This is a genomic window from Oceaniglobus sp. K40-3 (genome assembly GCF_055808395.1).
In genome coordinates this window covers 3,010,074-3,036,597 of record NZ_CM147868.1, presented here as the reverse complement: position 1 = coordinate 3,036,597, position 26,524 = coordinate 3,010,074, and the positions used below count along the sequence as shown (strand labels likewise).

General features: G+C 62.0%; 31 protein-coding genes, 2 tRNA genes, 4 pseudogenes and 1 riboswitch. Of the genes and pseudogenes, 13 read left to right on the top strand and 24 right to left on the bottom strand.

The window, feature by feature from the left end; genetic code table 11:
- Positions 1-162 precede the first annotated feature (162 nt).
- Complete coding sequence (locus AC0L7P_RS15830; protein ID WP_473435480.1) at positions 163-1,563, bottom strand: MORN repeat-containing protein; 1,401 nt, start codon at positions 1,561-1,563, stop codon at positions 163-165.
- A gap of 216 nt (positions 1,564-1,779) precedes the next feature.
- On the opposite strand from AC0L7P_RS15830, the pseudogene AC0L7P_RS15825 reads away from it, so the two are divergent.
- A pseudogene (locus tag AC0L7P_RS15825) lies at positions 1,780-3,437 on the top strand (NAD+ synthase).
- A 23-nt stretch (positions 3,438-3,460) separates the two neighbouring features.
- On the opposite strand, the gene AC0L7P_RS15820 reads toward AC0L7P_RS15825, so the two are convergent.
- Positions 3,461-4,210, bottom strand: a complete 750-nt coding sequence (locus AC0L7P_RS15820; protein WP_473433597.1) for an MBL fold metallo-hydrolase — start codon at positions 4,208-4,210, stop codon at positions 3,461-3,463.
- Between the two features lie 383 nt (positions 4,211-4,593).
- On the opposite strand from AC0L7P_RS15820, the gene gltX reads away from it, so the two are divergent.
- The gene (gltX, locus tag AC0L7P_RS15815) at positions 4,594-5,913 is read left to right on the top strand and encodes a glutamate--tRNA ligase (RefSeq protein ID WP_473433596.1); all 1,320 of its coding nucleotides are present in this window, start codon (positions 4,594-4,596) and stop codon (positions 5,911-5,913) included.
- A 13-nt stretch (positions 5,914-5,926) separates the two neighbouring features.
- Here the strand turns inward: gltX and AC0L7P_RS15810 are convergent, their stop codons facing one another.
- Entirely contained in the window at positions 5,927-6,508 is a 582-nt protein-coding gene (locus AC0L7P_RS15810) for a gamma-glutamylcyclotransferase family protein (protein ID WP_473433595.1), read from the bottom strand.
- 82 nt (positions 6,509-6,590) lie between these two features.
- Here AC0L7P_RS15810 and map point away from each other — a divergent pair.
- The 4 genes and pseudogenes from map (at position 6,591) to gcvP (ending at position 12,128) form a co-directional block, all read left to right on the top strand.
- Positions 6,591-7,336: pseudogene (gene map / locus AC0L7P_RS15805) on the top strand (type I methionyl aminopeptidase).
- A 100-nt stretch (positions 7,337-7,436) separates the two neighbouring features.
- Positions 7,437-7,537, top strand: a riboswitch (glycine riboswitch).
- Positions 7,538-7,674: 137 nt separating this feature from the next.
- A complete protein-coding gene (gene gcvT, locus AC0L7P_RS15800) occupies positions 7,675-8,805 on the top strand; it encodes a glycine cleavage system aminomethyltransferase GcvT (RefSeq protein ID WP_473433594.1) in 1,131 nt (376 codons plus the stop codon).
- A gap of 20 nt (positions 8,806-8,825) precedes the next feature.
- Complete coding sequence (gcvH, locus tag AC0L7P_RS15795; protein ID WP_473433593.1) at positions 8,826-9,185, top strand: glycine cleavage system protein GcvH; 360 nt, start codon at positions 8,826-8,828, stop codon at positions 9,183-9,185.
- 102 nt (positions 9,186-9,287) lie between these two features.
- Positions 9,288-12,128, top strand: a pseudogene (gcvP, locus tag AC0L7P_RS15790) (aminomethyl-transferring glycine dehydrogenase).
- 1 nt (position 12,129) lies between these two features.
- Here the strand turns inward: gcvP and AC0L7P_RS15785 are convergent.
- On the bottom strand, positions 12,130-12,342 hold the full coding sequence (locus AC0L7P_RS15785) for a hypothetical protein (protein ID WP_473433592.1): 213 nt from the start codon (positions 12,340-12,342) through the stop codon (positions 12,130-12,132).
- A complete protein-coding gene (locus AC0L7P_RS15780) occupies positions 12,311-13,384 on the bottom strand; it encodes a DUF2254 domain-containing protein (protein WP_473433591.1) in 1,074 nt (357 codons plus the stop codon). The genes AC0L7P_RS15785 and AC0L7P_RS15780 overlap by 32 nt, the downstream gene beginning before the upstream one ends.
- Positions 13,385-13,477: 93 nt before the next feature.
- On the opposite strand from AC0L7P_RS15780, the gene AC0L7P_RS15775 reads away from it, so the two are divergent.
- Positions 13,478-13,553: transfer RNA gene (locus AC0L7P_RS15775), tRNA-Ala, on the top strand.
- 21 nt (positions 13,554-13,574) lie between these two features.
- Here the strand turns inward: AC0L7P_RS15775 and AC0L7P_RS15770 are convergent.
- Positions 13,575-13,772 (bottom strand): DUF6324 family protein, encoded by a 198-nt coding sequence (locus AC0L7P_RS15770; RefSeq protein WP_473433590.1) that lies wholly within the window; start codon positions 13,770-13,772, stop codon positions 13,575-13,577.
- Between the two features lie 244 nt (positions 13,773-14,016).
- On the opposite strand from AC0L7P_RS15770, the gene AC0L7P_RS15765 reads away from it, so the two are divergent.
- A tRNA-His gene (locus AC0L7P_RS15765) sits at positions 14,017-14,093 on the top strand.
- Positions 14,094-14,167: 74 nt separating this feature from the next.
- Here the strand turns inward: AC0L7P_RS15765 and AC0L7P_RS15760 are convergent.
- From AC0L7P_RS15760 to AC0L7P_RS15685, 16 genes and pseudogenes are all read right to left on the bottom strand, one after another.
- Positions 14,168-14,857 (bottom strand): tyrosine-type recombinase/integrase, encoded by a 690-nt coding sequence (locus AC0L7P_RS15760; RefSeq protein ID WP_473433589.1) that lies wholly within the window; start codon positions 14,855-14,857, stop codon positions 14,168-14,170.
- On the bottom strand, positions 14,793-15,257 hold the full coding sequence (locus tag AC0L7P_RS15755; protein ID WP_473433588.1) for a hypothetical protein: 465 nt from the start codon (positions 15,255-15,257) through the stop codon (positions 14,793-14,795). The genes AC0L7P_RS15760 and AC0L7P_RS15755 overlap by 65 nt, the downstream gene beginning before the upstream one ends.
- A 196-nt stretch (positions 15,258-15,453) precedes the next feature.
- Positions 15,454-15,927 carry a DUF4326 domain-containing protein gene (locus tag AC0L7P_RS15750; RefSeq protein WP_473433587.1) on the bottom strand — a complete coding sequence of 158 codons (474 nt, stop codon included), beginning with the start codon at positions 15,925-15,927 and terminating at the stop codon, positions 15,454-15,456.
- A complete protein-coding gene (locus AC0L7P_RS15745; RefSeq protein ID WP_473433586.1) occupies positions 15,924-16,190 on the bottom strand; it encodes a hypothetical protein in 267 nt (88 codons plus the stop codon). Before AC0L7P_RS15745 ends, AC0L7P_RS15750 begins: the two co-directional genes overlap by 4 nt.
- A complete protein-coding gene (locus AC0L7P_RS15740) occupies positions 16,187-18,211 on the bottom strand; it encodes a DNA cytosine methyltransferase (protein WP_473433585.1) in 2,025 nt (674 codons plus the stop codon). The genes AC0L7P_RS15745 and AC0L7P_RS15740 overlap by 4 nt, the downstream gene beginning before the upstream one ends.
- A gap of 50 nt (positions 18,212-18,261) precedes the next feature.
- On the bottom strand, positions 18,262-18,453 hold the full coding sequence (locus AC0L7P_RS15735; protein ID WP_473433584.1) for a hypothetical protein: 192 nt from the start codon (positions 18,451-18,453) through the stop codon (positions 18,262-18,264).
- A 125-nt stretch (positions 18,454-18,578) separates the two neighbouring features.
- Complete coding sequence (locus tag AC0L7P_RS15730) at positions 18,579-18,971, bottom strand: hypothetical protein (protein ID WP_473433583.1); 393 nt, start codon at positions 18,969-18,971, stop codon at positions 18,579-18,581.
- Positions 18,968-19,114, bottom strand: coding sequence for a hypothetical protein (locus tag AC0L7P_RS15725; RefSeq protein ID WP_473435544.1), 147 nt, complete (start codon positions 19,112-19,114; stop codon positions 18,968-18,970). The genes AC0L7P_RS15730 and AC0L7P_RS15725 overlap by 4 nt, the downstream gene beginning before the upstream one ends.
- The gene (locus AC0L7P_RS15720) at positions 19,111-19,356 is read right to left on the bottom strand and encodes a hypothetical protein (RefSeq protein ID WP_473435543.1); all 246 of its coding nucleotides are present in this window, start codon (positions 19,354-19,356) and stop codon (positions 19,111-19,113) included. The genes AC0L7P_RS15725 and AC0L7P_RS15720 overlap by 4 nt, the downstream gene beginning before the upstream one ends.
- 238 nt (positions 19,357-19,594) lie before the next feature.
- Positions 19,595-19,990, bottom strand: a pseudogene (locus AC0L7P_RS15715) (AAA family ATPase); the annotation flags it as partial.
- Positions 19,991-20,097: 107 nt separating this feature from the next.
- Positions 20,098-20,760 (bottom strand): DUF2312 domain-containing protein, encoded by a 663-nt coding sequence (locus AC0L7P_RS15710; protein ID WP_473433582.1) that lies wholly within the window; start codon positions 20,758-20,760, stop codon positions 20,098-20,100.
- 107 nt (positions 20,761-20,867) lie between these two features.
- Positions 20,868-21,122 (bottom strand): hypothetical protein, encoded by a 255-nt coding sequence (locus AC0L7P_RS15705; protein WP_473433581.1) that lies wholly within the window; start codon positions 21,120-21,122, stop codon positions 20,868-20,870.
- Positions 21,109-21,525: a hypothetical protein gene (locus AC0L7P_RS15700; protein ID WP_473433580.1), complete on the bottom strand. Its 417-nt coding sequence runs from the start codon at positions 21,523-21,525 to the stop codon at positions 21,109-21,111. Before AC0L7P_RS15700 ends, AC0L7P_RS15705 begins: the two co-directional genes overlap by 14 nt.
- Positions 21,522-21,662, bottom strand: a complete 141-nt coding sequence (locus AC0L7P_RS15695; RefSeq protein WP_473433579.1) for a hypothetical protein — start codon at positions 21,660-21,662, stop codon at positions 21,522-21,524. Before AC0L7P_RS15695 ends, AC0L7P_RS15700 begins: the two co-directional genes overlap by 4 nt.
- A complete protein-coding gene (locus AC0L7P_RS15690; protein ID WP_473433578.1) occupies positions 21,662-21,913 on the bottom strand; it encodes a hypothetical protein in 252 nt (83 codons plus the stop codon). The genes AC0L7P_RS15695 and AC0L7P_RS15690 overlap by 1 nt, the downstream gene beginning before the upstream one ends.
- 206 nt (positions 21,914-22,119) lie before the next feature.
- Positions 22,120-22,422, bottom strand: coding sequence for a helix-turn-helix domain-containing protein (locus tag AC0L7P_RS15685; protein ID WP_473433577.1), 303 nt, complete (start codon positions 22,420-22,422; stop codon positions 22,120-22,122).
- A 94-nt stretch (positions 22,423-22,516) separates the two neighbouring features.
- Here AC0L7P_RS15685 and AC0L7P_RS15680 point away from each other — a divergent pair, with 94 nt between their 5' ends.
- Positions 22,517-22,762 (top strand): hypothetical protein, encoded by a 246-nt coding sequence (locus tag AC0L7P_RS15680; protein ID WP_473433576.1) that lies wholly within the window; start codon positions 22,517-22,519, stop codon positions 22,760-22,762.
- Between the two features lie 38 nt (positions 22,763-22,800).
- Here AC0L7P_RS15680 and AC0L7P_RS15675 read toward each other — a convergent pair whose 3' ends face one another.
- Both AC0L7P_RS15675 and AC0L7P_RS15670 read right to left on the bottom strand, forming a co-directional pair.
- Complete coding sequence (locus tag AC0L7P_RS15675) at positions 22,801-23,235, bottom strand: paraquat-inducible protein A (RefSeq protein WP_473433575.1); 435 nt, start codon at positions 23,233-23,235, stop codon at positions 22,801-22,803.
- Positions 23,236-23,307: 72 nt separating this feature from the next.
- Entirely contained in the window at positions 23,308-24,258 is a 951-nt protein-coding gene (locus tag AC0L7P_RS15670; protein ID WP_473433574.1) for an exonuclease domain-containing protein, read from the bottom strand.
- A gap of 182 nt (positions 24,259-24,440) precedes the next feature.
- Here AC0L7P_RS15670 and AC0L7P_RS15665 point away from each other — a divergent pair, with 182 nt between their 5' ends.
- The 4 genes from AC0L7P_RS15665 (at position 24,441) to AC0L7P_RS15650 (ending at position 26,359) form a co-directional block, all read left to right on the top strand.
- On the top strand, positions 24,441-24,725 hold the full coding sequence (locus AC0L7P_RS15665) for a hypothetical protein (RefSeq protein WP_473433573.1): 285 nt from the start codon (positions 24,441-24,443) through the stop codon (positions 24,723-24,725).
- Complete coding sequence (locus AC0L7P_RS15660; RefSeq protein WP_473433572.1) at positions 24,722-24,880, top strand: hypothetical protein; 159 nt, start codon at positions 24,722-24,724, stop codon at positions 24,878-24,880. The genes AC0L7P_RS15665 and AC0L7P_RS15660 overlap by 4 nt, the downstream gene beginning before the upstream one ends.
- Positions 24,881-25,007: 127 nt before the next feature.
- The gene (locus AC0L7P_RS15655) at positions 25,008-25,643 is read left to right on the top strand and encodes a helix-turn-helix domain-containing protein (protein WP_473433571.1); all 636 of its coding nucleotides are present in this window, start codon (positions 25,008-25,010) and stop codon (positions 25,641-25,643) included.
- On the top strand, positions 25,640-26,359 hold the full coding sequence (locus tag AC0L7P_RS15650) for a DNA-methyltransferase (RefSeq protein WP_473433570.1): 720 nt from the start codon (positions 25,640-25,642) through the stop codon (positions 26,357-26,359). The genes AC0L7P_RS15655 and AC0L7P_RS15650 overlap by 4 nt, the downstream gene beginning before the upstream one ends.
- Positions 26,360-26,524: the final 165 nt, after the last annotated feature.

Below are 26,524 nucleotides of genomic sequence, written 5' to 3'. Positions count from 1 at the left end.
CGCCGAAGGCACGCTCAGAGGCGACTAAGAAGCAGCAGACCGCGCAGGCCAAGCGGCGCCGGAATGGCGATCAGGGCAGATATATGGGCGCGGTGTTCCATAGGCCGGACGATACCCGTGCAGACGCGAATGTAAAGCCGAAAATCGCCGGAAAACCCCGGCTCAGTTCGAAGAGGTCAGCGCGCCGTTTTCCCAGCCGCCAGAGGCCTCGTCGCCATTGGCATAGCGGATCGTCCCCTGACCCTGGCGTTTGCCTGCCACGAATTCGCCCTCATAGACATCGCCGGTGGCATAGGTGGCAATTCCTTCGCCCTCCATTTCGCCGGCTTTCCAGCTTCCGACATAGGTGAACCCGTCGGGCATGGTGATCGTGCCTTGGCCCTCGCGGGTGCCGTTGACGAATTCGCCCTCGTAGACCGTGCCATTGGCATAGGTCGCCTTGCCCATGCCGTTGCGCTGGCCGCTGACCCATGCGCCGGTATAGGTGTATCCGTCGGGATAGGTCATGGTGCCCTGACCGTCGTTCAGGGCATCCTTGAATTCACCCTCATAAACCAGACCGTTGGCATAGGTTGCCACGCCGGTGCCATTGATGACCCCGGCCTTCCAGTCGCCGTCATAGGTGCCGCCATCGGGATAGGTGATCTTGCCCTTGCCATCGGCCAGATCGTCGCGGAACTGCCCCACATAGACCGATCCGTCGGGGTATTTCACGGTGCCGTCGCCTTCGATCCGCCCGGCAACCCAATCGCCCTCATAGCGGTATCCGTCGGCGGCGGTGAACACCCCCTGGCCTTCGCGCCGGTCGCCGGTGAAATCGCCGACATAGCTGTCGCCGTTGGCATAGGTCACGGTGCCTTTTCCGGCCCGTTCGCCCGCTGTCAGGGTGCCTTCGTACACATCGCCGTTTGGCTGGGTCAGCACGCCCTGACCGTTGATTTCACCATCCGACCACTGACCCACATAGGTCAGCCCGTCGGGCATGGTCAGGGTGCCGGTGCCGGATCGTTTGCCATCGGCCATGTCACCGGCATAAACCGCCCCATCGGGATAGGTGATGGTGCCGCGCCCCTGTTTCACCCCGTTTTCCCAGTTGCCATCATAGATATAGCCGTTGGGCGTTTCCATCCGGCCCAGCCCGTGATGCTGGGCGTTCAGAAAGCCGCCCTCATATGTCACGCCGCTGGCATAGGTGGCATTGCCCGATCCTTCGATCTTGCCATCCACCCAGTCGCCTTCATAGGTGCCGCCATCGGCAAAGGTGATCTTGCCGATCCCTTCGGGTTTGCCCTTGGCGAAGTGCCCCTCATAGACTGATCCGTTGGGAAAGCGCGCGGTGCCTTGCCCCGAGATTTCGCCCTCGACCCAATCACCGGTGTATTCATAGCCGTTGGGCAGGCGATAGGTGCCGGTGCCATCCTGACGCCCGTTCTTGAACGTGCCTTCATAGACGCCGCCATCGTCATATTGCTTGGTGATCACGTCGTCGCTTTGGGCCTGAGCGGCCCCAATCAGCGCAATTGCCGCAGCTCCGCCCCAAAGGGCGCGTTTCACCGTTGCCATGCCTGTTTTGTTGTGTCGCACCCGTGCCCCCAATTCCGCCGACGCCGCGGCGTTCGATATTGCAGTGTTGCCGCAAGCCTATCGTCGGCCCCGCGCCCCCGCAACGGTTTTTGCCCACACCGGCAGGGCCGCGCCACCCGGCGGACAGGGCGCGGGGTGGCTTTCCATTCGCGTGCTATCTGCTAATTGGGCTGTAATCAGCAGAAAGGCCGCCCCATGTCGCAGAAATTCCGCCTGACCCTGGCACAACTTAACCCCGTGGTGGGCGATCTGACCGGCAATGCCGAACAGGCGCGGCGCGCGTGGCGGGCCGGGCGCGATGCCGGGGCCGATCTGGTGGCGCTGCCGGAAATGTTCATCACCGGCTATAACGCGCAGGATCTGGTGCGAAAGCCGATCTTTCACCAAACCGCGATGGCAATGATTGATACGCTTGCCGCCGAATGTGCCGACGGTCCGGCGCTGGCCATCGGCGGGCCGTGGATCGAAGGGGCGGAATTGTTCAACGCCTATTATATCTGCCGCGATGGTAAGGTGGCGGCGCGGGTGCTGAAACACAATCTGCCCAATGAAACCGTGTTCGATGAGGTGCGGATTTTCGCCAGTGGCGATTTGAGCGGGCCTTATTCCGTGGGCGATGTCCGGGTCGGTTCGCCCATCTGCGAAGATGCCTGGCACCCCGAGGTGGCCGAGACATTGCAGGAAACCGGGGCCGAGTTCCTGTTGGTGCCCAACGGATCGCCCTATTATCGGGGCAAACTGGACACGCGGTTCAATCAGATGGTGGCGCGGGTGGTCGAAACGGGCCTGCCGCTGATCTATCTCAACATGGTCGGCGGACAGGACGATCAGGTGTTTGACGGTGGGTCTTTCGGGCTGAACCCCGGCGGCGAACTGGCGTTTCAGCTGCCGCTGTTCGATCAGGACATCACCCATGTGGACCTTGAAAATGGCCCCGATGGATGGCGCATTGCCGAAGGGCCAAAGGCGCATAACCCGGATGAATGGGAACAGGATTACCGGGTCATGGTCACGGCCTTGCGCGATTACATGGGCAAGACGGGGTTCAAAAAGGCGCTGCTGGGCATGTCGGGGGGGATCGATTCCGCGCTTGTGGCCACCATCGCCTGTGATGCCTTGGGGCCGGAAAACGTGCGTTGCGTCATGCTGCCCTCGGAATATACGTCGGAAAGTTCGCTGGAAGATGCCAGGGCCTGCGCGCAGGCTTTGGGCGCGCAATATGATTTCGTGCCGATTTCCGAAGGGCGCAGTGCGATCACCAACACCCTGGCACCGCTGTTTGCAGGCACTGAACCCGACCTGACCGAGGAAAACATCCAAAGTCGCCTGCGCGGGCTGCTTCTGATGGCGATCAGCAACAAATTCGGCGGGATGCTGTTGACGACGGGCAATAAATCCGAGGTCGCCGTGGGCTATGCCACGATTTATGGCGATATGGCGGGGGGTATAACCCGATCAAGGAGCTGTATAAAACCCGGGTGTTTGAAACCTGCCGCTGGCGCAATGAAAACCACCGCGACTGGATGATGGGGCCAGAGGGCGAGGTGATTCCGCCCCGGATCATCGACAAACCCCCCAGTGCCGAATTGCGCGAAGATCAGAAGGACGCAGATTCACTGCCGCCCTATGATGTGCTGGACGCGATCCTGGAGCAGTTGATCGATCTGGATGCCTCGGTGGCCGATGTGGTGGCACTGGGCCATGACCGGGCGCTGGTGAAAAAGGTGGAACACCTGATTTATGTCTCGGAATACAAACGCTTTCAGGCGGCCCCCGGCCCGCGTCTGACGAAACATTCATTCTGGCTGGATCGTCGCTATCCGATCGTCAACCGCTGGCGCGATCCCGGTTAAGGGCGCGCCAGCGATGGGGCGGATCAGCCCTTCAGCATCATCTGATAGCTGACCGGCACATAGTGAAACCCGCCTTCGCCCCGGGTTTCCACATATCCCATACCGGGAAACGGCATGTGATAACCGACCAGCGGAATGCGGTCGGCGGCGACCATCCCGAGAATTTTCTTGCGGCTTGCGGCGGCGGTGGCCTTGTCGGAATCGAACTTCACCTCCCATTCGGGATAGGCGAGGGACCAGACATAATGGTTGGCCGTATCGGCCATGAGCAACAGCCGATCATCCCCAGATTCCAGATGATATGTCATATGCCCCGGCGTGTGGCCAAAGGCGGAAATGGCGGTGATGCCGGAAACGGGGCTGTCGCCATCCTTGATGAATGTCATCTTGTCGGCCAGCGGCGCGACCTTGGATTTGAACCCGTCGTTGTCGGCCTGTGACCAGTAATCATATTCGGTCTGGCCGGTGACATATCTGGCATTGGCAAAGGTCGGCGTGTCGCCTTCCATCAACCCGCCGATGTGATCGCCGTGCATATGGGTGATGACGACCGTGGTGATGTCTGCGGGCGCATATCCGGCGGCGGACAGGGCGTTGGTGATGCCTTCGGCGTTCAGCCCGGTGTCAAACAGAACCACCTCATCCCCCGTGGCCACGACCGTGGGGGTGAAAAAGAACTGTGCAGCATCCGTGGGCAGGAAATTGGCGAGGCTGACCTTGGAAAATTCATCCGCGCTGACGTTCATGCCGAAAATGGTCTGCGGGTCTGGCACGGGGCGGGTGCCCGCCAGCAGGGTGGCGACGCTGAAATCCCCGATGGCAAAACTGTTGTGCAGGGGGCGGGCCGCGCGCCGGAATGGGCCTCGGCCTGTGCCGGGGCACCAAGAATGGCGGCAGAGGGCAGGGCGGCAGCGCCAGCCAAAGTGGCGCGGCGGGTCAGAAAAGGTGTGGGCAGAGGCATGGGCAGTCTCCGAAATGTCAGGTTAAATGTAAGGTTATTTGTCTGACGTAGGGTGCAAGATCGTTATGTCCAACATTTAATCAACAGCGCTACGATGGGCCGATCCTGCCCATTTGCCGTTGCACGCTGTCGCGCAGGGCCATTCTGGACAAGGCGCCGTGGTTGTGGAATGGAACAACGCAACAGGAGATCGCCATGACCACCACCCGTTTCGCCCCGTCGCCCACCGGCTATATTCACATCGGAAATCTGCGCACTGCGCTGATGAACTGGATGATTGCGCGCAAGGCGGGCGGCACCTTCATTCTGCGCCTCGACGATACCGACCCCGAACGCAGCAAACAGGAATATGCCGACGCGATTCAGGAAGATCTGGAATGGCTGGGCCTGACCTGGGACAAGATCGAACGGCAGAGCGCGCGGCTTGACCGCTATCACGCCGCCGCGGATGCGTTGCGCGAAAAAGAGCGGTTCTATGAGGGGTTTGAAACCCCGGTTGAACTGGATCTCAAACGCAAGAAACAACTGAACATGGGCAAACCGCCGGTTTATGACCGCGCGGCACTGGCCCTGTCCGACGATGAAAAAGCCCGTCTGCGCGGCGAACGCAGCCCCCATTGGCGGTTTCTTCTCGATCATGCGCGCATCAACTGGACCGACGGCGTGCTGGGCGACATTTCCATTGACGCGGCCAGTGTCAGCGATCCGGTGCTGATCCGGGGCGATGGTCAGGTTCTTTATACGCTGGCCTCGGTGGTGGATGACACCGACATGGGCGTGACCCATGTGGTGCGTGGCAGTGACCATGTGACCAACACCGCCACGCAAATTCAGATCATGGCGGCGCTGGGCCATGGCCACCCGGAATTCGCCCACCATTCCCTGTTGACCGGTCCCCACGGCGAGGCGCTGTCAAAACGTCTTGGCACCTTGTCGTTGCGCGATTTGCGGGCGGCGGGGGTTGAACCCATGGCGCTGTTGTCGCTGATGGCGCGTCTGGGGTCGTCGCAACCGGTTGAGCTGCGCAGCACGCTGGACGAACTGGTCGAAGGGTTCGACATTTCCCATTTCGGCAGTGCGCCCACCAAGTTTGATTCCGACGATCTGAAACCTCTGACCGCCCGCGCCGTGGCGGCCATGCCGTTCGAACGGGTGCAGGGTGAAATTGCCGCGCTGGGCGTGCCCGATACCATCGCGCCGCAATTCTGGGGTGTGGTGAAGGGCAATATCGCCACCCGCGCCGACATGGCCCATTGGTGGGCGCTGATGCGTGATGGTGCCACACCCGATGTGGCCGAGGAAGACCGCGAATTCGTGGCGCAGGCGTTCGCGATGCTGCCGCCGCTGCCCTTTGGCCCCGACACATGGGGTACATGGACTGCTGCCGTGAAAGAGGCGACCGGGCGCAAGGGCAAGGGGCTGTTCATGCCCCTGCGCAAGGCGGTGACAGGGCAGGCACGCGGCCCGGAAATGGCCGATCTGTTGCCGCTGTTGCAAACCCTGCCCAAGCTGTGATTGGGCGGCTGGGTCAGACCCGCTGAACCCGCGCACCCATCGCGGCAAGGTGGTGATCCACAAGGCCGCGTTCACCGTCGGTTAACGGTTGGTGGCGCGGATAGCGCGGCGCGCTGCGGTCGTCGACCACCGGCGCATCCCAGCCGTCGGTGGTGGCAAAGAACCGCCCCACGCCCGCTTCGCCGAATTCACGGATAAACCCCTGAATCACCGCATCAAGATAGCTGATCAGGATATGGCGCGGCACGTCGGGCGCGCCGTGCCGCCCCTCGGCGATGGAATAAACCGCCACGTCTGCCGCGTCGATCTGCACGCCAACCCGGTCATACCCGGTTTCGCGCAGATCCAACGCCGCCCAGTCATTTCCCGGTACCCGGGCAACCACCCCATCAATGGTGGTGCCGCTGCTTGGCACGGCGGTCAGGAACGCGGTTTCGCTGATATCGGTGTGGCGCCACACCCTGCGCCAGCCTTCAAGGCGGGCCACCCGCACATCGGGATAGGCATGGGTGGCCCGATTAACGAGCGACCCATAGCCAAAAAACATCGGATCTGTCATGGCGGCAATCTGCATCCGGCGCGCGACAAAGTGCAAGCAGCAATTCTTGCGCTACATATCCATTTTCGTGTTAAGCCGCCAATCGACCATGCGCGCCGCCACAGCAAAAGGGCAACGAATGACAATCACAAAGCAAGACGAACTGAACGCCCTGAAAGACATCGGCCGCATTGTCGCCAACACCATGCAGGCCATGGCAAAGGCAATGGAACCGGGCATGACAACGGCCGAACTCGATGATATCGGCGCGACGTTGCTGGTGGAGGAAGGCGCAATTTCGGCCCCCAAGCAACCTATGATTTCCCGGGGGCAACCTGCATCAGCGTGAACGAGGAAATCGCCCACGGCATCCCCGGCAATCGGGTGATTGCGGCGGGTGATCTGGTGAACATCGACGTATCGGCGTCAAAGAACGGATATTTTGCCGATACAGGTGCCACATACCGCGTTGCGCCTGTGCCTGCGTCGCTGGATCGTCTTTGCCGCGATGGCAAACGGGCCATGCAGATCGGCATTGCGCAGGTTGGCAGCAACAAACCGCTGGCGGGCATCGGCAAGGCCATCGGACGTTTCGCACAGGCGCGGGATTATACCCTGATCCGCAACCTTGCCAGTCACGGTGTTGGCCGCTCGCTTCATGAATACCCCGAAGAAATCGCCACCTGGCCGACCCGCGACAAACGGCGCATGAACAGGGGGCTGGTTCTGACCGTGGAACCGTTTTTGTCCACCGGCGGTCTTTGGGCGGTTGAGGGGGGCGATGGCTGGACCTTGCACAGCGAACCCTGCGCGCCGGTGGTGCAGTATGAACATACGGTTGTCACCACGGATCGGGGCGCAATCGTGGTGACTGTGCCGGGGTGAACGGCGCAGAACGCCCGCCACGGCGATGAAATGGGTTTCTTTTCGGCGGGGCGCGGGTGGTTTTGCTTGCCAAACCCCGCGCCCATCGAAATAGTCACCCACGTCAGCGACGGGAGAATCCATTGGCCATATCCATGGTCGGTGGTGCCGAAGGAGCAACCGCCCCGGTAAACTCTCAGGCCAAAGGACCGCCGCCGATCAACAGACTCTGGAGAGTGGCGCCGCAGCGCCCGCCGAAGGGATAGCGATCTCAGGCAACAGGACAGAGGGGGCAGAACAGAGGGTGCAACGGCGCCACGGATTTTGCCCGGCCACGCGCCGGAGAGGGGAAGACGGCGATGGCTGAGTTACAACAGACGGCACTGCACGATCTGCATGTTGAGGCGGGGGCCAAAATGGTGCCTTTCGCGGGCTATGCCATGCCGGTGCAATACCCCCTTGGCGTGATGAAGGAACACTTGCATTGCCGCACGGCGGCGGGGCTGTTTGATGTGTCGCACATGGGGCAGGTGGCCCTGCGCCCGAAATCGGGCGATGTGGGGGATGCCGCCCTTGCGCTGGAAACGCTGGTGCCGGTCGATCTGTTGGGCCTCGCCGCGGGGCGGCAGCGGTATGCGCTGTTCACCAACGACGCGGGCGGAATTCTGGATGATCTGATGGTCGCCAACCGGGGCGATCACCTGTTCGTGGTGGTCAATGCGGCCTGCAAGGTCGACGATCTGGCCCATATGCGCGCCCATCTGGCGGACGCGTGTGAGATTGAGGAACTGGACGATCGCGCGCTGTTGGCCTTGCAGGGGCCAGAGGCCGAGGCGGCGCTGGCCACCTTGGTGCCGGATGTGGCGGCGATGCGGTTCATGGATGTGATCGCGGTGGATACCCTGTTCGGCCCGCTGACGATTTCGCGTTCTGGCTATACCGGCGAGGACGGGTTTGAGGTTTCGGTGCCCAATGCCTCGGCCCCCGATCTGGCCCGCGCGCTGCTGGCGCTGGACGCTGTTGAATGGATCGGCCTTGGCGCGCGGGATTCCCTGCGCCTTGAGGCGGGCCTGTGTCTTTATGGCAACGACATTGACACCACGACAACGCCCGTCGAGGCGGCGCTGAACTGGGCGATCCAGAAGGCGCGCCGCGCCGGTGGCGTGCGCGCTGGCGGTTTTCCTGGCGCTGACACGGTGTTTGCGCAGATGGCCGACGGGACCGCGCGCCGCCGTGTTGGCCTGCGCCCCGAAGGCCGCGCGCCGGTGCGGGCCGGGGTTGAATTGTTCGCCGGTGATACTGGCGGCGCCCCCATCGGCACCGTCACCTCGGGGGCCTATGGCCCGAGTATCGAGGCGCCCATGTCCATGGGCTATGTCGCGACCGAACTGGCCACCACCGGCACCATTCTTTATGCTGAAATGCGCGGCAAGCGGCACCCGGTCACCGTGGCGGACATGCCGTTTCGCGCCGCCACATTCAAACGCTAACCCCACAAAGGAACCTGCCCATGAAATTCACCGAAGAACACGAATGGCTGCGCGTCGAAGATGATGTCGTCGTCGTTGGCATCACCGATCACGCCGCCGAGCAGTTGGGCGATCTGGTGTTTGTCGAACTGCCCGAGGAAGGCCGCACCGTGGTCAAGGATGAAGAGGTCGTGGTGATCGAATCGGTCAAGGCCGCATCCGATATCATGGCCCCGCTGGATGGCGAGATCGTCGAGGTGAACGAGGCGCTGGTCGATAACCCCGCCCTGGTCAACGAAGACGCCACCGGCAACGGCTGGTTCTTCAAGATGAAACTTGAGGATCTGTCGGTGCTGGACGATCTGATGGACGAAACGGCCTATCTCAAGTTTATCGGCTGATCGCCGAGCAAGAGTGTCTCGATGTCTCCGGCGGGCCATGCGCCGGATCAGGGCCGCGCGCTGCGGGGCCTTTTCCCTTTCTTTCCGTTGTCGGAGCCTGTGATGACCTTCACCCCCACCGATTATCTGCCCTATGATTTCGCCAACCGCCGCCACATCGGCCCGTCGCCCGCCGAGATGGAACAGATGCTGGCCGTGCTGGGGGTTGCCTCGCTGGACGAACTGATCGGCCAGACCGTGCCCAAGGCGATCCGCCAGGCCGAGCCGCTGGATTTCGGGAAACCGAAATCCGAGCGAGAACTGCTGTGGTACATGAACCAGGTCGCCAAAAAGAACCAGGTCTTCTCAAGCATGATCGGGCAGGGGTTTCACGGCACTGTCACCCCCGGCGATTCAGCGCAACATTCTGGAAAATCCGGCGTGGTACACCGCCTATACCCCCTATCAGCCCGAGATTTCCCAGGGGCGGCTTGAGGCGCTGCTGAATTATCAGACCATGGTGTGCGATCTGACCGGTCTGGATGTGGCCAATGCGTCATTGCTGGATGAGGCGACAGCAGCGGCCGAGGCGATGACCATGGCACAGCGGGTGGCCAAATCGAAGGCCCCGGCGTTTTTCGTCGATGAAAACTGCCACCCCCAGAACATCGCCGTGATCCGCACCCGGGCCGAGCCTTTGGGCATTGAAATAATTGTCGGCGCGCCCGACACGCTTGAGGCGGACAAGGTGTTCGGCGCCGTGTTCCAATACCCCGGCACCCACGGCCACCTGAGCGATTTCACCGATGAAATGGAGGCCCTGCATGCGGCATCGGCGATTGGCATCGTCATCGCCGATCCCATGGCCCTGACCCTGTTGAAGGAACCCGGCGCCATGGGGGCCGATATTGCCGTGGGCAGTACCCAGCGGTTTGGCGTTCCCATGGGCTATGGTGGGCCGCATGCCGCCTATATGGCCTGTAAGGATGCCCTGAAACGGGCGATGCCCGGCCGGATCGTTGGCGTGTCGATCGATGCCCGGGGCAACAAGGCGTACCGCCTGTCCCTGCAAACCCGCGAACAGCATATCCGCCGGGAAAAGGCCACGTCGAACGTTTGCACTGCGCAGGCGCTTTTGGCGGTGATGGCATCGTTTTATGCGGTGTTCCATGGCCCTGAGGGGCTGAAGGCCATCGCGCAGCGCATTCATCGCAAAACCGTGCGTGTGGCCAAGGTTCTTGAGGCGCAGGGATACGTCGTGGAACCGGGAGTCTTCTTTGACACGATTACGGTCGAATGCGGTGCCCTGCGCGGCGCGATCCTTGACGAGGCGCGGCGCCAGAAAATCAACCTGCGCGTGGTGGGTGACACAAAACTGGGCATCACGGTTGATGAAACCACCCGTCCCGAAACGGTGGAACGGCTGTGGGATGCCTTTGGCATTCACGGCAAGCGCGATGATCTGAGCCAGGACTATCGCATTCCCGACGCCCTGTTGCGCAGCTCTGAGTATCTGACCCACCCGGTGTTCCACATGAACCGGGCCGAAACCGAAATGATGCGGTATATGCGCCGATTGTCGGATCGTGATCTGGCGCTGGACCGGGCGATGATCCCGCTTGGGTCTTGCACCATGAAACTGAACGCTGCCGTGGAAATGATGCCGATCACATGGCCGGAATTTTCGTTGATCCACCCGTTCGCCCCCACCGATCAGGTGCAGGGTTATACCGAAATGCTCGAAGATCTGGGCGCCAAGCTGTGCCAGATCACCGGTTATGACGCCATGTCGCTGCAACCCAACAGTGGCGCGCAGGGTGAATATGCCGGCCTGCTGACCATCGCCGCCTATCACAGGGCGAATGGCGATGATCAGCGGCACGTTTGCCTGATTCCGGTCAACGCCCATGGCACCAACCCGGCCAGCGCCCAGATGTGCGGCATGAAGGTGGTTGTGGTGAAATGCACCGAACGGGGCGATATTGATGTCGCTGATTTCCGTGCCAAGGCCGAGGCGGCGGGCGATACGCTGGCCGCTTGCATGATCACCTATCCCTCCACCCACGGAGTGTTTGAGGAAACAGTGAAAGAAGTTTGCGAGATCACCCATGAACACGGCGGGCAGGTGTATCTGGATGGGGCCAACCTGAACGCCATGGTGGGCCTTGCCAAACCCGGCGAGATCGGCAGCGACGTGTCGCACCTGAACCTGCACAAGACGTTCTGCATCCCCCACGGGGGCGGTGGGCCGGGCATGGGGCCAATCGGCGTCAAGGCGCATCTGGCGCCGCATCTGCCGGGGCACCCCGAACTGGGTTCTGATGGCCCGGTCAGCGGCGCGCCGTTTGGGTCGGCCTCGATCCTGCCGATTTCATGGGCCTATTGCCTGCTCATGGGCGGCGCGGGGCTGACGCAGGCGACGAAGGTGGCGATCCTGAACGCCAATTATATCGCCAAGCGGCTCGCAGGGGCCTACGATGTTCTTTACAAGGGCAGCGAAGGCCGTGTGGCGCATGAATGCATCCTTGACACGCGCCCGTTTGAAAAATCCGCCCATGTCACCGTCGATGACATTGCCAAGCGGTTGATCGACAATGGATTTCACGCGCCCACCATGTCATGGCCCGTGGCCGGGACGCTGATGGTGGAACCGACGGAAAGCGAAACCAAGGCCGAACTGGACCGGTTCTGTGACGCGATGCTGAACATCCGCGATGAAATTCGCGCGGTAGAGGAGGGGGCGATGCAGAGAACAACCCCCTCAGGAATGCGCCCCACACCGTCGAGGATCTGGTGGGGGATTGGGACCGGCCCTATTCGCGCGAACAGGGGTGCTATCCCAAAGGCGCGTTCCGGGTCGATAAATACTGGCCGCCGGTGAACAGGGTCGACAATGTTTACGGCGACCGGCACCTGATCTGTACCTGCCCGCCGCTTGAAGAATACCTCGACGCGGCAGAATAGATCAGGCGCGGACCTGCTTGAGCCGTTCCAGATCGTCACGCAGGGTCAGCCCATGTTCGGCGCGCGCAAATGCGCGCCGGGCAGCGGATTTTGCGGCGCTTGCCAACTCTGGGTCCGGTGATCGTGCCAGATGCCCCAACGCCTTTTGCAGGCGGATCTGCACCTCGATCATCGCCGCGCCGTCACGCGCGATCGGGTCGAACCCATCGCGCATCAGGGCCTCGGGGGTGATCGGAATGATCTCGCACCCGGGGATATTCGACCGCCTGATTTTGGTCGTGCGTCCGATAGCTTTGATCCAGAAGCCGGTGCAGCCGGGTGATGACATCAATGGCCGTTCCCGGATCGTTGATGCCGGGCGACAGGGCGCGCTGGGCAATTTCACTGAGCACAACAAGCCCGAACCGGGGATCCTGATCGTAAACCCGGGCATCGCCAATGGTGAAGGCATCCATCAGATCATCATCATCGCAATCGCCCGTGTGATGCAGCAGAACGGCGCCTTCGGGCACAAAACTGCCCGGATGGACGTTGACGAAAATATCAAATTTCTGATCTTCTGCCAGTTCAGACAGGGCAGATACATCCAGATGTTGCACATATCCAGCATTCTTGGCGCTAACCGCACGTGCCGTCGCCGGAATGTCAGAGGAATCGCCCGTGAAGTGCTGCGCGCCCAGACAGGGCCATTTGGCACGTACCTCCAGCGCGCTGCGCGCCGCCTCTTCGACCCGCCGGGTGGTTTCCAGCACGCTGCCCAGCCGGGTCAAATGATCAATCCAGCGCAGAATCGCCAGTACCACCAGCGCGATGACCAACAGGGTGAACGCCAACATCACCACGGCCCCCCGGGTATCGGTATACCCCGTCGAAAGCGCGATCAGCCCGAACAGCGAAAAGACAAAGGCGCCGAGAAAGGTCGCCTGTACGGTCTGGGTCGTTGTATCCTCAAGCAACAATTGGTGTGAGCGCGGCGTCACCTGGGTTGAGGCGGATTGGCGCGCCGACACCATGATCGACAGGGAAAAGATTGTTACCGCCAACATGCTGGAGGCAAGAATTTTCAGAATATTTTCCACCGCTTCGGGCGCGACCGCATCGGCGATTTCATCGGGAACCAGCGGGGCAGCCACACCCAAAACCAACGGTGCGATCAGGCCCAGCCCGGCAACAAGACCGGCCCGCACCCACAATTTGCGGCTGATCCGACGCAAACGGTAAAACGTGGTCGAAACCATGGGAATTTTCAAAGCCATCGCCCTACAACCCCCGAATACACCGATTGTTCCCTGTGCCGCGCTGCCCGACATCTTGACAGATATCGGGCGATGGTCCACCTAAAGACCAGTGGGGTCGTAGCTCAGTTGGGAGAGCGCGTCGTTCGCAATGACGAGGTCGTCGGTTCGATCCCGATCGACTCCACCAGATCGCTCACCCAGGTTGGCGTTAACGTCCCTTGCCGCTGATCTTGCGGGCCTGTGCAGCGGCGGCGCGCAGTTCTTCGGCGATTTCTTCGGCTTCGTCCGGGTCAAAATCAAGCGGCAGATCCACGCCGTCGCCTTCGACGTAAAGGCGCACCATGCCTTTGTCGGTCGGTCCGATTTGCAGGTTTGCGGCAATTTCGCTTTCGCTGTTGATACCCATGGTCGCCTCCGTTTGGTCTGACCGTTGGCGTATCGCTTTGCGTGTAGCGCCGCAAGTGGGGGGCATCCGGGGCGCGCCACCGGATCGCACGGCGCGCAGACATGGTTGGACATGCTCATCGCCCTTGTGCACATGGTTTTACGCGAAATATGGGGCGTGTCGTTGGGTCCGGTGGTGGCCAAGCAGCAATTTTCGTCGCCCGGCCCTTGCAAAGCGGGAATGTGGCGGGTAAATCAGCCCTCGTGCCGCCTTAGCTCAGTTGGTTAGAGCGCTTGATTGTGGATCAAGAGGTCCCTGGTTCGAGACCAGGAGGTGGTACCACACCATTTTAGAACCGTTGTTTTCGTTGTGTATTTTGGACGGAGTGTCCACGGCGCGGAATGCCGGTGGACACTTTAGATGATTTTCACGGATTGCATGGCCTCGACTGCCTGTGCTGCCATCTGGGCGCGGCGCGCGGATTTGGTGTAGATCGCAGACGTAATGGGTTGGGTGTGGGCAAGCATTGCCATGATCTGATTCTCCGATGCGCCTGCTTCCGCCAGCAGCGCCGCCATCGCTTTTCGCAGGCCGTGGGATGATCTTCGGGTCAGGCCAGCCGCCGCCGTCCATTTGCGGACGCGTTCCGCCAGACTGGGGCCGTTGGCGAACGGCCTGCCGTATTCGTTGACGATGAACGTCTTGCCGACGATAGGGCCAGCGCGCGTTGCCTCGATCAGTTGTGCGGCCATTGGCAGGGCCATGGCCGCCGAACCTTTCTTGCCCGGCTGCCATTCCAGCCATCGAACGCCGCTGCGCATTACCTCGTCGTCGCGACCCAGACGGCACAGATCGGACAGGCGCGCACCGGTCCAGAGGCCCATCATAACCCAGGTATAGGCGGCTGTGCCCGGTGGATGAATGTCGAGAAACGCGCGGATGTCCTTTGGCGACCACGGCGTTGTGCCGCCGCGCGCCCGGTGAATCATCTTGACCGATGCGGCTGGATTGTGCGCCAGCCATTCCCGGCGGATCGCCCATTCAAACGCCGCGCGCAGGGCTTTGATAGACGAGATCGGCCTGGCCGGTTCGGGCGCCCCATTCATCCTGGATATGCATCATCGCGGCGGGCGGCATGTCGCAGTGATATTCGCCCATTGTGCGGGCGCCAGTTTCGTCGGGCATCTTCGCCACGCGGGTCAGCAGCGACTTTCGCTGTTTGAGGGTCAGCGGAGACATGTTCCCCGCGTCAGCATCGCGCGCCAGCTGTGCGAGATAGCCTTCGATCATCGCGCCCATTGTGCGACGACCGGGGGCGATGCGTTCGGGCGGGGTGGTGTCCAGCGGTTCGCCCAGCCGGGCGGCATGGTAGTGTTCCGAAAATGACGGGCTTTCCGGGCCGACCGGGATCGTGATCCGCTTGCGTTTGTCACCCTCGACGCGGACGCGGTGCAGGATGCGGTCGCCGCGTCGTTCGGGGACATAGCCCGGCAGATTTACCCTCACATCACTCATCCTGTCTGACCCCAGCGTGGGGCCGACGATGCCGCAGCGCGCGGGGTTTCGTCAACGGGCTTGGCCTCATCCACCGTGAAGCCCCCGTCCGCGTCCACGCGCACGGCACCGGGCCGAAGGCCGCATGCCTGCATGGCCTTGAGCACGTTCTGGACGGCAGCAATGGACGGTCGGGCGGCGGGCATGTTTAGTCCTTCAGTGCGCGAATTGGCGCGTTCGCGATTTCCAGCAGCACGTCGGCATGACACGGGCCGTCCAGTGGGCACCAGCAGCATAGATCCTTGCCGCGCAGTGTGTGCAGGTGATCAAGGATGCGATGCCGTCTGGTCACCATGGCGGCGCGCCAACTTTCCAAGCGGCCTCTTGTCAGACCGCTGGGCAAACCCCCTATGCCATTGCCCCGAATCCATGTTTCAAACAGTGAGACCACGGCCTCGATGCTGTCTGCGTGGGGGCAGGTTTGGTAATGGTTCCAGATGCCGCGATGGTCGTAAATCGCAACCTCTCCGACGGGGCCGATCCGGTTGGTGTTGGCAAGGGTTGGTGCGCTCGGGGATGCGCGCCAAGGATTGCTGAACAGGCCGGGGCGGCTTACCACCACGGCGCCCTCGGGCTTGCGCCATCCTTTCTGGCGGCTGAGCTGGATGCGGCGGGGTTTCATGCTCGGTATTCCATCACATAGGCCTTGGCTTCTTCCTTGGTCATCGTTTCCCCCGACCAATCATTGTGGATTTCACCATCAATCGCGTCGATCAGTTCGCACAGCGCCTGCTTTTGCGCGGGGCTGTCCTGCTGCGCCATTGTGGACCATGACGCGCCGCCTTCTTCGTACCGGGTCAGAGCATGGTAGCTGGCGTCGGTGTGGACGTCCCAACCCTTCAGCGTTCCCCACTTGAGGGTAAGGCTCTCCTTTTTCTGGCTCATACCGCAATCCTTCCTTCCATCAGATGTTGGCAATTTGCCTGCACCAGCGCCTCGGCCAGTGGGGGGCAGACACTGTTTCCGCAGCAGCTGACCTGTACGTTCTTGGGGAACGGGTGCCATGCCCACTTTCCGGCGCTTTCGGTCCAGTGGCCTTCGATCACATAATCGGCGGGGAATCCTTGCGCGTTGAACAATTCGCGCGGGGTGAGCATGCGCATGCCGATGTCGATGATCACGAAGGTCGCGCCGTCGATGTCGAGCGTCACGAATTCACGGTCATCCCATGCGCCATGGGCGCGCAGGAAATCGGCCACCTCGCGCGCACGCGCTGCATGGGTATCGGTGAACGGTGGCGCGGCCAGATCGGCCTGCATGTGGCCCATGCGGTCCTTCACGGTCACCGTGTGCATCGGGTCGGACATGGGCGCGCCATCACCAGTGCCGTAGTATTTTGCGAACCATGCGGCGACGGGTGTTTGGTGGCTGCCTGAAGCGGCGATGGTCGATATCGGTTTTCCGACATCGTGTCCGGCGTGGGCATCCATGCGCGGCCCGCCGTTCTGTTGTGCCAGAAACGCGGCGGCAGTGGCGTGTTTGACACCGCCCGCCACGACGGTGCCAAGCGGTGCGCCTATGTCGAGTGATCGGGGCGCCTGACCCGGTGCCTCGCCATAGCCGGTCTGCACCAGCGTCGGGGCGCAGAGGGCGTGCTGAACCCCGCCGGACGTGACCACACCCATGGTTTCGGTGAGTGGGTATTCGCGCCGCCCACCGCTGTCGCCATGGGCGATGCTGGCAAGGTAGGGGGCAATGGCAGTAAGGCCTGTGCCGCCCGCCGTGATCGTGTGGGTCGGCTCGTTGCAGCCTTGCCATGGTTTCTGGCTGTTGCGCATGGTGGCCATGATGGGTGCGATCAGTGCATGACGGTTCTCGGTGGTCACTGTCCTAAGCGGGTCGGCCAGATCGGCGGTGCGGGTGCCTCTTGTCCCGCCGTGTCCGTAATAGGTGGCGAGTGACGGCGCGATCAGCGCGTGGTGCTGCCCGCCTGCCGTGATTGTTTTAGCCGGCTGATCTGGCGCGCCATCCAATCCTCCCGCCGAATTTGCCGAGTAAAGGTGGGTCAGTATTGGAGCGACGACGCAACTGTCGGCCTTGGCGGTGATCGCCTGGAACGTGCCGCTGACCGGGCGTTCGTTGCTTTGCCCCATGCGCCCGCCAACGCCAACAATGAAAGGATCGGCACTGTCCAGCACATAGCGTTTCATTCCGCGCGCCACCCGGGCCATCGTGTTTCTCGCCAGCGGGCGAGCGGCGCGCAGCCCGTGCTTTTTCATGATCTGGGGGCCGGTGTCGAAGATCGACGGGCAGGGCAGTGACCAGTCGATGCAATCGGCGGCGGTGCGCCAGGGCAGGCGGTGACCACGCTTCACCGCGGTTGATTTCGGATCGCCGTGGGTGGGCTTTGGCCAGACAATCGACCGGCCGTCGCGCCGGGCCACCATGAAGAACCGCTTGCGGATCGTCGGTGCGCCATAGTCGCATGCGCGCAGCTCACGCCACTGGACCTTATATCCGGCTTTGCGCAACCGCTTGACCCATAGATCAAACGTCATGCCCGCGAATTCCTTCATCGGCTGGCCATCTTCGCCCAATGGCCCCCATGTCAGGAATTCCTCGACGTTCTCCATCAGGATCACATCGGGGCGCACCTGTTCCGCCCAATCCACCACCACCCACGCGAGGTCGCGGATGTTGCGATCACGAGGCGCGCCGCCCTTTGCCTTGCTGAAATGCTTGCAGTCGGGCGATGCCCAGAGCAGCCCGACATGCCGCCCCTTTGTCACGTCCAGCGGCTTCACATCCCAGATGTTGCTATCCAGATGCAGTGTTTCAGGATGGTTGGCGGCATGCAGCGCCAGCGCGGCTGAGTTGTGGTTGATCGCCACATCGGGGCTGCGCCCCAGCGCCAGTTCAATCCCTGTGCTGGCCCCGCCGCCTCCTGCGAAGCTGTCGATGATCATGGGTAACTGCGAGTCCGACCCGGTCGCGCAGTGCCGATGCAATGGGGCGGTCATTGGCGGTCATCCAGAAAGCGGATCAGTGCGCCGTGCAACTGATTGGTCGGTTCGTAAAGTGCGCCGGGCAGATCACACCTCATCCCGTCGATCAGCAGGCGCAAACTATCGGCCAGAAGTATTATCGTCTCACCTGATCCGATATTATCTTGTGGAGATATGCCGCCATCTCGAACGACATCTGCCATGTCGGATGCCGCGCTTGACGCACAGGCTCGCTGCTGCGAGCAACTTACTCATGTAATCTTCCATCACGCCACCCCGCCCGGCATCTGGCCCCACGTCGCCTCGGTCCATTCGATGTTGGTCATCGTCAAAACTCCGGTTCGTCGTCGTGGTCCTGTTCGATCTGGGCCGGTTCGCGGTACTGCACCGGGCGCGGTGGGCGCGGATCGCGGGCGGCGTAGTGATCGCGGGCGACCTCTTCGGAGATCGGGCGCATGGCGCAGATGGACGCGGCGCCGTAATATTCGGTGGCGTAATCGTCGCCTTCGGTGGGGATATCGAGGCGCAGCATGACGCCGCCGCCGATTTCCTCGTCGCTGGCGCGTCCGATCCGTTGGCGGTGGCCCATGAGTTCGAGCAGCACCCAGCCATAGCTGCGCATGGTGCGGGGCGTGGTGGTGTCGGTCATGGGGATTACCTCTTTGGTGGGGGTGGTGATGATGGCGCGTTCGGCGGGTGTCATGGGGCGCAGGCCGATCATTGGTGTATCCCTTCCTGATTTGCCGCCTCTTCCTTGGTGGCGGGGCGGGTGAAGCCGTAGGCCTTGCAATAGGCGGCCCAGCCGGTGGGGGTGTGGGCGCGGTAAAAGCCGGTTTTCGCCCAGGGTGTGGCGGTGTCTTTCATTTTGTGCCTTTCGTCTGGTGCTCGGCGGTGGCGGGGAAGTGCGCGATCTTCGTGTCGACGGTGTGGGCTGCGTTGGACGATGGCGCGGGCGTGTCCGGAATGTCTTCGGCGCGGGGTAGTGGCCATGGGAGTGCCGAGGCAGCGCGATCTTTCAGTCCCAGGCTCCAAAGGCGCGGCTTGCCAAGTTCCGGATGCGGCGAGATGGATGTCAGCAGTCGCGTGATGGACGGATCGCGGCGCATGTCCCACCCGACCCTTTCGCCGATCACCAAGGCCCGCTTCATGCCTTCGCAGAACTGGCGCAGCAGCGCGGGTGAAGCCGTGGCGCAGCTTTCCGCCAGCAGTGTCAGCGTGGCGGGGGAGGCCAAAGGGGGCGAGATAGCGGGCAAGGATGCGTTCGCGCTCTTCCTGGCCCGGCAGTTCGATTTCGATGTGGATGTCGAACCGGCGCCAGATTGCGGGATCCAGCCTGTCGCCGTGGTTGGTGGCTGCAATAATGAAACCGTCGTGCGCCTCGATCCGTTGCAACAGCACGTCAATGCTCGCGTTGCGCTCGTTGTCCGCGCCCTGCTGGGATGCGATGCGTTTGTGCGCCAAGGCCTCAAATTCATCAAAGAACATGACAACCGGGCCTTCGTTTTCCGGCTGGGCCAGATCGAAAAGCTGCCCGATGTTGCGGCCTGTCGATCCGACCCAGCAGTCGATCACCCTGTCGGGCCGGATGGCCAGAAGGGGCAACCCAAGCCGCGCGGCAAGGTGGTGGGCCAGGGTGGTCTTGCCGGTCCCCGGGGCGCCATGAAACAGAGCGCGCTGGCGCGGGGCCAGGTTGACCGCGCGCAGTTCGTCAGCGGCCCAGATTTCGGTCAACCATTCCATCAGCGCGGCGCGCACCGGGCGCGCAAGGATCGGTTCTTGCGCTTCGCTGGGTTGGAGCAGGTCGCCAAATCCGGTCAGTTCCGAAGTCGTTGAGGGGCGTCGCTGCATCAGTGCGGCCCCATGCCGTCGCCACCATCCTCGGCCCGCCAGCCTTCGTCCCACTTGCGGCGGCGTTTATCGTCCCATGCAAAGGGATTGGCGATGACGGGCAAATCGGATTTTCGGGCGTCGCGCCCCAGGTCGTAGGCCTCGTCTTCGGTACAGTCCGGAGCGTCGTCGCCGGGTCTGCGCGGGCCGCTCGGCCTGCGGCTTTCCTCGGGTGGTGGGCGCGGTACGTCTTTAACCTCTTCGACATGGACGCCTTCCTTGTCTCGCCACAATCTGATGCGGGGGCCAGATCCGGCCTTGACGGTGATCTCGCCGTCCTCCGGGGCCAGCAGTTTGAGTGCTTCGATGACCTTGTCGCGGGCGGCGACATCAACGCCCATCCCGCTGACGTGCCGGAAGAGCGGAGTGTCGCGGGCCATGCCGACAGATTCCAGATAGATGTCCATCATCGCGTCGTCTTCGTCGCGCTCGGATGGCGATTTCTTGCGGAGCCTGACAATGGCGCGGATGTACTTGGCGGTGAACCCACGCGACTTTGCTTCTGCATAAACGACTTTGATGTCGTCTTGCTTTTCCTGCTTTTCGTCGCTCAGCCGCTCGACCCGTTCGACATAGCCACGCAGCTCGTCGCCCGAAACGCCGTTGTCGCCGTCCTTCATCATCGTGCTTCCTTTTTCAGTTGGGCAGGTTTTCAGAAAAGTGGCGGGCCGTTGGGTTGGCCCGCCGAGGTGCCCGCCGCCGGGAGGAAGTGGCGGCGGGGTGGCAAGGGTTAGCGTGGGCAGCCGAGTTTGCCGGTCCATGCGTCAAATTCGGCGCGCAGCATCTGGAATTGCCGGTGCGCGGTGGTGTCGCTGGCCAGCTGGCGGCGGCTGGTGATGTGGCAACAGTCGCGCAGATATTCGGCGGCGGCGCTGGCACTGAATTGTTCACCGGGCAGGCCACAGCGGGTGGCGGCGAACCGTTGGAACCTTGGATCGTTGCACAGGATGCCCGCTTGTTGCGGTGCGGTGTCATTCGGCGGCATGGGCGAAACCGGTGGGCAGGGCCATGAGGCGCTGACGGGCCAGCATCCGGTGATCGAACCGGGATGATTGGGTCAGCAGGGTTTCGCAGGCGTCACGCTGGGTGGATGTGGCCGCATAGGGGCGATTGAGGGTGGCCATGGCGCGGCGCAGGCTGCGCAGGCGGCAGAGTTCGGCCCGGGCGGTGGTGAGCCATGCGGCACAGGCGCAGGGCAGTGTTTCGGCCTCGGCCACTGCGCCCAAAGCCTCGATCACCGTCAGGGGTTTGGCGTCACCATCGCGGGCGCGGCTGGACAGGGTGCCGTGGGCCAGCGCGGTTTCGATGACAAACTGCTGACGCCCGACGGGGCCAAGCAATTCGGCGGTTTCGAGAATGGCGGTGAGGGTGCGGATTTCGGGGATCATGGCAGCACCACCAGCATTGTGGCGCAGAGCGCGATGCCGCCCAGGACGCAGGACAAGACCAAGGTGGGCAGGCCGGGTTTGATGGTGGGGAACCGGCGGGCGGGGCGGGGTGTGTGGGGCACAAGACGCAGGGCCATCACGCGGCCCTTTGGCAGAGGTGATCTCTTGCGAGGGCGATCCAGTTGTTGATGGCACCCGTTTCGCACAGGCCGGTGGCCGTGATGCCATGCAGATCCAGCACAAAGATGGCGTGGCTGTCGGGGGATCGTTGGGCGGTGGGAAAAGCACCGCTGGTTTCCAGCACTTCGGCGATCACCATATCGGCAATCGCGCGATCAAGGCGCCCGATAAAGGCGCTCAGGGGATCGGGGGTAAACGGGTGTGACATGGGTGCCTCCTTTTGACAGGAGGAATATCGAAGTTTTGTCGATTGTCAAAGAAAAATATCGAAGAAATGTCGATTGACCGATATTGCGCTGCGTGGTTGTGTTTGCTTGGGTGGAGAACAGATGCGGAACAAGAAATGAATTATGATGCCGAGGAAAATTTACTGTTCATGATCTCACGCCTCTGCTGCGTGTCTATTGACCGGGCCTATAGTTGGTCGTGGGTAAGGCGCCTGATGAGGTTGTCGGCAAGCGCGGCGGGGAGTTCCGTCAGACGCCCCCGATAAAGGAAATCCATAGAAACCCCCCAGCGCTCGGCTACATTATAGGCCATTTCGGCTTTTAATGGCTTCAGCCCCTTTTCGATCCTGCCGTAGCTCGTCGGGTCAATGCCTATTGATTCAGCAAATTCAGCACGGGTTTTGTCGTGATGCTCTCGGAGGGCCTGTAGTCGTGCGCCGACAGCAGTGGGGTTGAACGGGTTATGTTTGACCATTTTTTTGTCCTGCAATTTCCTGACTTTAGGAAAGGGATTATCGAAAAAACGTCTATCGAAGATTTTTCGATCATTGACATATCGAAGAAATTTCGATTAGAGCGATTGCATGACTGATGTTTCCGACGTCCGATCCTTGATCAATCTGTGGCCAACCCGCGCGGTGCTGGCGCAGGAAATCCGTATGCAATCGGATTTTCTTGTTTCGACGGGTCAAGTCCATAAGTGGGCCGAAAATGGGGCGGTGCCGTCCAAATATCATCTGGGCTTGCTGAAGGCGGCCCGCGTGCGGGGCCTGGCTGTTACGGCTGACCTGATCATAAGTCTTCATGCCGTGCCTAGGGCAGCAGCATGATTGCCGTTTTTCGCATGACGTTGCCCGATTCAGCGCAATTATTTTTTCGGGCGGGTCAGCAGCACCAGCAGGCCAAGGATGACGGCACCGGCCATCCAGACGACCAGCACCATTCCTATGCCGATTGTTGCGCCTATGGCCGTGCCAGCGCGTTCCGCCTCGGATGTTGCGGTGTTCATCGTGTCGCCAACCGATCCGAGGCCGACGAACAGCGAGACGACCATCATCAGGTTGAACAGGATGAAAAGCCATTTCAGCGTCCAGCCGATGGGGCCGCGCCGTGCCTTTCGCAGCGGATGACCGCAGCCGGGGCAGTCGAACGCCTTGGGCGAAACGACAGATGCGCAGTTCGGGCATGTCTTGGCGCTGCCGTTGATAAGTGGCGCTGCGACGGTTTGCGGTTTGCGGCGCGCAACCGGTGGTACGGTTGTGGGCGCAGGCGGGGCGGGGCGTTTCCAGGGGCCATCGTTCATCTTTCCAGAATGCATGAAACCAAATTTGCCGCAAGGCACTCAACAGATTGCCGGTTGCAGATGGGTGATCCATCAATCCCCGATCATCCGGCGAAACTCGCTTTCGCCGATTATGCGAATGGGTGTCCCTTCGGCGATCAGCTCGTCTGCGCGGCGGTGTTTGGTGCTTTTGTCGTGTCCTGCCAGCAGCGTAAGATCCTGATCGCCGACGACCAGAAGGGTGATCTTTTTGCTCATGCTGACTTTCACAGTCATTCCCGCCCCTGCCGCCAAGGTTGCCGCTTCGGTTCGCGACAGGCTGATCTGGCCGGTGAAACACACGACTTGCCCGAAGTGCGCGCCGCCCTCGCGGCCTGCAATGCCAATCTGTTTGACCGGTTGCGGTTTGCCATAGCGGGCGGGTTTGGCCAGTTCGGCAAAGGTTTGGCCCGTTTCCTTTTCGGCGTGAAGGACCACAAGAGCGGCAGCTTTTGCATCTTCGGCAGCGTCGTGATGTCGGAATTCGATCTGCAAGTGGCCAGTCAGATTGGCGAGGCCGTGGCCACCGTTGCCGCGAAGCTGCGGCCAGGCACGGCGGGCGATGGTCACGCTATCGTGCCAGTGGGCGTGAAGGTCCGCGATCTGATAGCGCCGACAGGCGCCTGTGATTGCATTTTTGTCAAAGTTGCTGTGCTGCACCAGTGGGTGGCGTTCCAGAAACGGGCGAAGTGCCTCAATGACTTTTGGCAGGGTCGGGTAGCCCTGCACCTGTTTCTTGGTGATGCCGTGGATGCCGATGTTGCCCGCGTCAAACGGCATTTCCGGGTCAATCAGGAACGACAGGGTGTGTATGCGCCCATCCGGCGTCACCATGGCAAGGCCAAGCTGGCAAATGCTGGACGTGTCGCGATTCGCTGTTTCGACATCCAAGCCGATAAAGCGGAATGTCTGGTCAAGGATGTTTTCCTCGGTCGGCGCGGCGGGGTCGGGCGTGGTCGTAGTTTCGGTTTTGCTGGCGAAAATGCGCCGAAAAGCGTTGAACATTCCGTGTCTCCGGTCAGGTTGCCGAGAGGCGATCAAGGCCCCCATGCCGAACTGTGGGGCGATATTCCGATTCGCTGCAATAACGGGGTATCTGAATTGAACTGGGGCGCAGCATGACTGCCGCGCCCCGTCCGTCCTCTTTTGTTTCTTTTGATCCGTCACAGATCAAACATGAGGGCGAAATGCGGAAAAATCTTTCACAAAATCATCGACGGGCTGATTTTCTGGATCAGCGCCACAAAACCCGGTCGCGCAAGGCCTTTGCGGCGCTGCTGTGGCGGGCGTTTCCGGCCAACAGCGAACGTGAGGTGGCGCGGATCGGCGCGCCGGTTCTTGGGGTGTCGGAACGGCAGGTCATCAACTGGTTGCGCTGCGATAACGATGCCGGGGTGTCCTATGTCTTTGCCGTCATGGCGTTGGCCGGTGTTGGTTGGGCGCTGGACCCCATTCGCGGGAGGGTCGCGTGATGCTGGGGCGCATGGGGTTGTACGTTCTGAGCCTGTGGTTCGTGTCGTGGTCGGAAATGGCCGAGCGGCGCCGTGCGTTGTGGGAGCGCCGGGGGGATCGCTGGCGGTCCCGTTCGGAAAAATTTTTCCAGCGGGTCAAGGGCGGTCGGTCATGATCGGCGGTTTTGGAATACAGGCGGCTGAGCGGCCTGGCGCGGTGGCTGCCCGCGCCCGCGCTGCCCTGCCTGTCGGGGTGCGGGGGCGTTGTGGGGCGCGCCCCCGTGCCTTGGGGGTGGTGGTTTGATGGCATATCATCGCGGCATAACCCCGGCGACGCGCTCGCAGATTGTTGAATTATTGGCCGGTCACATGAGCGTGGCCGAGGTCGCGCGGCGGTGCGGTGTCAGCGTTTCGACCGTAGACAAGGCGCTGACGAACCGGCCTGATCTGGTGAAGGCGCGGCGCGAGGCCTGGCCCAGATGGGCGCGTGATCCGCAGTTGGCCGAGGCCTTGCGCCGGGCGTTTGAGGCGGGCGGCACGATCACAGGTATTGCAGCGGCGCTGGGGGTTGGGCGGCGGCAGGTTGAGACATTCGCGCGCGACAACCCGGATTTGGTGCGCCCCGCGCCGCTGGCTGCTGATATCTGGCGGCATGATGCGGGTGTTGAGCGGGCGTTGCGCGCTGCGGTGCGGGGCGGGTTAACGAGGGCCTCGATTGCTGCGCATGTCGGGGTGTCGCGCGACGTGGTGAAATCGTTCCTGCTGGCGCACCCGAATCCGGGCGTGCCACACACCCTACAGTCCGATCTGACGCCGGAGCAACGGCGGGATCATGATACGCTGGTGCGGCGTGGTGGGTACAGCAGCGGAGAGGCCCGGCGCATCGTGCTGCGCCCGCGCGAAAAGGTGCGCGCTGTGCCGCCGGGAATGCGGGTATGAGCGGGATCGTGGATCAGGCGGTGATCGGCGGTGTTCGGGTGATCCTGGGTGATATGCGCGAGGTGTTGCCGGAACTGGTGGCCGAGGGGCTCCGCGCCGATTGCGTGGTCAGTGATCCGCCCTATTCGCTGACCTCGGGGGGCAATGCCGTTCAGGCGATGGGCGGGCTGTTTGCGCAGGATGCCTATGACAATCGCGGTGATCTGATGGCCGGGATGCCCTGGCACCAGATGGGCGGGCCGATCTGGCGCGCCTGCGCCGAGGATGCCGATTGCTACATCATGGCGAATGACAAGAATATCTGGGCGGCGCATGCGGCCTTTACCGGTGCCGGGTTTCAGTTTCACAACCTGCTGGTCTGGGACAAGGTGCGCTCAACGCGCAACCGCTGGTACATGAAGAACCTTGAGTTCACCCTGTACCTGTTCAAGGGCCAGGCCAACCCAAAGGGCATTTTCGATTGCGGATCAAAGCAGTTGTTCACCCTGAATGCGCCGCGCGAGTCCGGTCACCCCACTGAAAAGCCGGTGGCGCTGATGGCCTATTACATCACCAATTCCTGCCCTGTGGGTGGCGTGGTTCTGGACCCGTTTGCCGGGTCTGGCGCGACATTGATGGCCGCTGCGCAAATTGGCCGGCGCGCTGTTGGGATCGAGCTGGAGCGCAAGTGGTTTGACGTGGCCTGCGGGCGGTTGGAGCGGGAGATGGCGGCGTGATCCGCGCGATCCATCAGACAGGGGCCAGTTGCGCCAAAGTGGTTTGCAATATTTGCGGTCGGTCCGAGGTTGTGGCCTGCGATTATGATCGCGCCAGCGGTAGCAAGGCGTGGGTGCCACATAAAGGCCAGATCGCCACCAAGATTCAGGGGAAAGGTTGGCGGA